This is a genomic window from Phenylobacterium sp., assembly GCF_036263695.1.
Lineage (GTDB): Bacteria > Pseudomonadota > Alphaproteobacteria > Caulobacterales > Caulobacteraceae > Phenylobacterium.
In genome coordinates, this window is the sequence record NZ_DATAGM010000073.1 from 1 (window position 1) to 4124 (window position 4124).

The 4124-nt window shown below is 70.4% G+C and carries 5 protein-coding genes; all 5 read left to right on the forward strand.

The features are described 5' to 3' along the window. Nucleotides 1-6 precede the first annotated feature (6 nt). Nucleotides 7-177: a hypothetical protein gene (locus tag VHK87_RS02740; RefSeq protein ID WP_329633369.1), complete on the forward strand. Its 171-nt coding sequence runs from the start codon at nucleotides 7-9 to the stop codon at nucleotides 175-177. A gap of 102 nt (nucleotides 178-279) precedes the next feature. Next, a complete protein-coding gene (locus tag VHK87_RS02745) occupies nucleotides 280-2595 on the forward strand; it encodes a CoA transferase (RefSeq protein ID WP_329633365.1) in 2316 nt (771 codons plus the stop codon). A gap of 142 nt (nucleotides 2596-2737) precedes the next feature. Further along, nucleotides 2738-3160 carry a methylmalonyl-CoA epimerase gene (mce, locus tag VHK87_RS02750; RefSeq protein ID WP_329633366.1) on the forward strand — a complete coding sequence of 141 codons (423 nt, stop codon included), beginning with the start codon at nucleotides 2738-2740 and terminating at the stop codon, nucleotides 3158-3160. Continuing rightward, on the forward strand, nucleotides 3160-3429 hold the full coding sequence (locus tag VHK87_RS02755; RefSeq protein WP_329633367.1) for a DUF1467 family protein: 270 nt from the start codon (nucleotides 3160-3162) through the stop codon (nucleotides 3427-3429). The genes mce and VHK87_RS02755 overlap by 1 nt, the downstream gene beginning before the upstream one ends. Next, a partial coding sequence (locus VHK87_RS02760; protein ID WP_329633368.1) for an ABC transporter permease occupies nucleotides 3426-4124 on the forward strand: 699 nt, incomplete at its 3' end. The genes VHK87_RS02755 and VHK87_RS02760, both read left to right, overlap by 4 nt.

Sequence of the window (4124 nt, forward strand, 5' to 3'; positions counted from 1 at the left end):
GACGACGTGCTCGACGACCTGGCGGACGAGGCCGAGGACGCCCTCGGACGGATGAACCGCGAGGCGCTGGGGCAGGACGAGGCGGTGGAGACCGCACTCTCCCGCGCCGTCAAGAAGGCCAGCCAGCGAATCTGGGGCCGCCGGCCCGTGGTCGAGACCACGGTCCTGAGAATCTAACCAACAGGCGGCGATTCTGACGTAACGGCACTTGCCGACCGTGTTCCGTGAAGCTTTCATGGCCTGAAAGGCCGGGCACACGGCCGCGGGAGGAGAGCGCTGATGTCGGCCTTTGCGGGCGTGCGGATCGTCGACTTCACTCAAGGCCTGGCGGGGCCAATGGCGGCGATGCTGCTCGGCGACTACGAAGCCGACATCATCAAGGTCGAGCCGCCCGGGGGCGATCGGCTGAAGGATCACCCCGGCTACATCACCTGGAACCGCAACAAGCGCCTGGTGACGCTTGATCTTGCGAAGGAAAGCGATCTGGAGCGGGCGCGGGATTTGATCGCGCTCGCCGACGTCGCGATGTTCGACCATGCGCCGGGCGCCCTGGAGGCGCTGGGCTTGGACGCCGCCACCCTGACCAAGGCGCATCCGGCGCTCGTCCACGTCTGGATGCCGCCCTACGGGACAAGCCGGGACTGGTCGCACCTGCCGTCCCATCACAGCCTGCTCACAGCGCTTACCGGCGTCGCCTTCCGCCAGGGCGCCTACGCCGACCAGCCGGTCCACCTGATCCTGCCGCTCTGCCACTACGGGCAGGCGGTCATGGGCGCGGCCTCCATAGGAGCGGCCCTCTACGAGCGCACCCGTTCCGGCCACGGCCAGGCGGTCACCGTCAGCGGCCTGCACGGCATGAGCGAGGTGACCGGGCCGGTGAAGATGCTGGCAGGGCCGCCCCTGCCGCGCGGCCAGCCCCTGGGCGCCTCGCCCAGCTACCGGCTCTACGAGTGCGCCGACGGCAAATGGCTGTTCCTCGGCACCCTGTTCGCCAACTTCTACAACAAGGCCGTTGAGGTGCTCGGGCTTGGCGACCATTGGCTGGAGTTCGTCGCCGATCCGGCTCTCGCCCGGGAGACGCTGAAGACGGTGTTCCTGAACCGGCCCAGAGCCGAGTGGCTGGAGCTGTTCCTGGAGCACGCGGTGCCGGCCGCCCCGGTCGGCAGCCGCGAGGCGTGGTTCGCCAGCGACTGCGTCGCCGAGGCGGGGCTTCGGCTCACCTTCGACCATCCCGAATTCGGAAAAGTCCACATGCCGGCGCCGCCCGCACGCCTGTGCGCCACGCCGGCCTCGGTCCGCGGCCTGGCCCGTCCGCTGGAGGGCGACCCCGGCTGGGCCCCGCGCCCGGCGCCCGAACGCCGGTTCGGCGAGCACGGCGACCAGCCGCTGAGCGGGGTGCGGGTGCTGGACCTAGGCACCGTCATCGCCGGCGCCTACGCCGGGGCGGTGCTGGCCAACCTCGGCGCCGACGTGATCAAGATCGAGCCGCACGAGGCCGATCCCTTCCGCTCCGACGGCGGCGGCTTCCTGGCGTACAACCGCGGCAAGCGGGGGCTGGGCATCGATCTGAAGATGCCCGCCGCTCGAGAGCTGTTTTACGAGATGGTGCGCCAGGCCGACGTGGTGGTGGACAACTACCGCCTGGGGGTGCGCGAGCGGTTGGGCATCGACTACCAGACGCTCAAGAACATCAATCCGCGGCTGATCTCCTGCTCGATCACCGCCTACGGCCGCGACGGGGCGCGAGCGCCGCGGCCCGGGTTCGACCCGCTGCTGCAGGCGGAGGGCGGGATGATGGCCGGGCAGGGGGGCGACGACGAGCCGATCCTGCACACCATCCCGGTCAACGACGTGGCCACCGCCGGGATCGTCGCCTTCAGCGTGATTGCAGCGCTGAACGCCCGCGACCGCACCGGCGAGGGCCAGGAGATCATCACCAGCCTGATGGCCCAGAGCCTGACCTTCCAGTACGGCGAGGTGACCACCTACGAGGGCCGCCGGCCCAACGATCTTGGCGACCGCGACTGCATCGGCTTGCGCGCTCTGCACCGCTACTACGAGTGCGCCAACGGCTGGATCGCCATCGTCTGCGAGACCGAGGCGCAGGCCCGAGGGCTGGCCGGAGCGCTGGACCTCGAGATGGCCGACGCCGGGGCCGCGCTTGCCGCGCCGCGGCGCGGACCGCTCGCCGACGCCCTGGCCCAGGCCCTGGCCCGCATGCCCCGCGAGGAGGCGCTGCACCGGCTGCGCAAGGCCCAGGTCCCCGCCGCCCCGGCGATCCGCGGCGTGGAGGCCTACGAGAGCGAGTGGCTGTGGGAGAACCGCCTGTTCGACATCTGGGAGCACCCGCGGCTGGGGGACGTGATCAGCGTGCGCGCCTTCGCCGACTTCTCCCGCACCCCGAGCGGCTACATCCGCGCGACGCCAGACCTGGGCGAGCATTCGCAGGAGGTGCTGGAGAGCTTCGGCGTCCCGCCCGGCGAGATCGCCTCGCTGTTCGCCACCGGCGCGGTGTTCGGCCCCGACGCCGTGGTGGCCCGGATGAGTAAGTCCGCCCGTCCGGGCGACGGCGGCGCGGCGCTGGCGACGATATAGCCCGTCATCCCGGACGCGCCGCAGGCGCGATGCGGGACCCAGCTCGCTCGCGTCGATCAATGGGTCCTGGCTCTTCGCTGCGCTACCGCCGGGATGACGCATAGGGGTTGCGCGGCGTGCCAACCTTCGTCACATCCACCGCATGATCGGCAGACTGAACCATGTGGGGGTCGCGACGCCCTCGATTGAGGCGTCGGCCCGGATGTACCGCGAGATGCTAGGCGCGACCGCCATCACCGAGAGGCGCGCGCTGCCGGAGCAAGGAGTGTGGGTCGCCTTCGTCGACCTGCCCAACAGCCAGATCGAGCTGATCGAGCCGCTGGGCGAGGAGTCGCCGCTGAAGGGCTTCCTGGAGAAGAACCCCAAGGGCGGCCAGCACCACGTCTGCTTCGAGGTGCCGGACATCTTCGCCGCCCGCGACGAGATGCGCGCCAAGGGCGCGACTGTGCTAGGGAACGGCGAGCCGCGCATCGGCGCCCACGGCGTGCCGGTGATCTTCCTCCATCCCAAGGACATGGGCGGCGTCCTTGTGGAGCTGATGCAGACGCCTGCGGAGCCTCACTGATGGGCCTGACGACCGGTGTGGCCATCTACCTCACCATCTGGTGGGTGGTGCTGTTCGCCGTGCTGCCGCTGGGCGTGGTGAGCCACGCAGAGGCCGGGATCAACAAGGGCGACGGGGGCGACCCCGGGGCGCCGGTCGATCCCAAGCTGAAGCGCAAGTTCCTCACCACCACCTGGGTCGCGACGGTGATCTTCGCCGTTGTCTGGGCGGTGCTTCACTTCGGCCTGATCCAGCTTCCGCCGATCCGCGATCCGTACGGGGCCGGATGAGCGCACCCGACTCCCGCGCGCCCAGCCCCACCGGATTGCGCGCTGCGCCCTTCAGCTTCTGGGAACGGCTGCTCGCCTTCCGCTACCTGCGCGCCAAGCGCAGCCAGGGCGGGGCGACGCTGATCTCGATCATCTCCTTCGTCGGCATCATGCTGTCGGTGGCCGTGCTGATCATCGTCATGTCGGTGATGAACGGCTTCCGCGCGGAGCTGCTAAGCCGCGTGCTGGGCGTCGGCGCCCACGTCTACGTGGCCGGCGGCGTGCTCACCAACCCGGGCCACGAGCCGACGGCCGCCAGGCTGCGCGCGCTGCCCGGCGTCACTCAGGCGACCCCGATCGTGGAGGCCCAGGCCCTGGCCATGGGCTCCGGCCAGATCTCCGGCGCCATCGTGCGGGGCATCTCCCCGGCCGAGCTTCGCGCCACCAAGCTGGTCTCCTCCAACATCGTTTCCGGCACGCTTCAGGGCTTCGGCCAGGGCGAGTTCGGCGGCGACGTGATCCTGGTCGGCGACCGGCTGGCGGGCCAGTTGGGCGTTCGGGCCGGCGATCCGTTGACCCTGGTCTCGCCGACCGGCGGGGCGACGGCCTTCGGCTCCATGGGTCAGCGCAAGACCTACATCGTCGGCGGCACCTTCACCGTGGGCGTCAGCGAATACGACCAGGCCTTCATCTACATGCCGCTGGAGCAGGCCCAA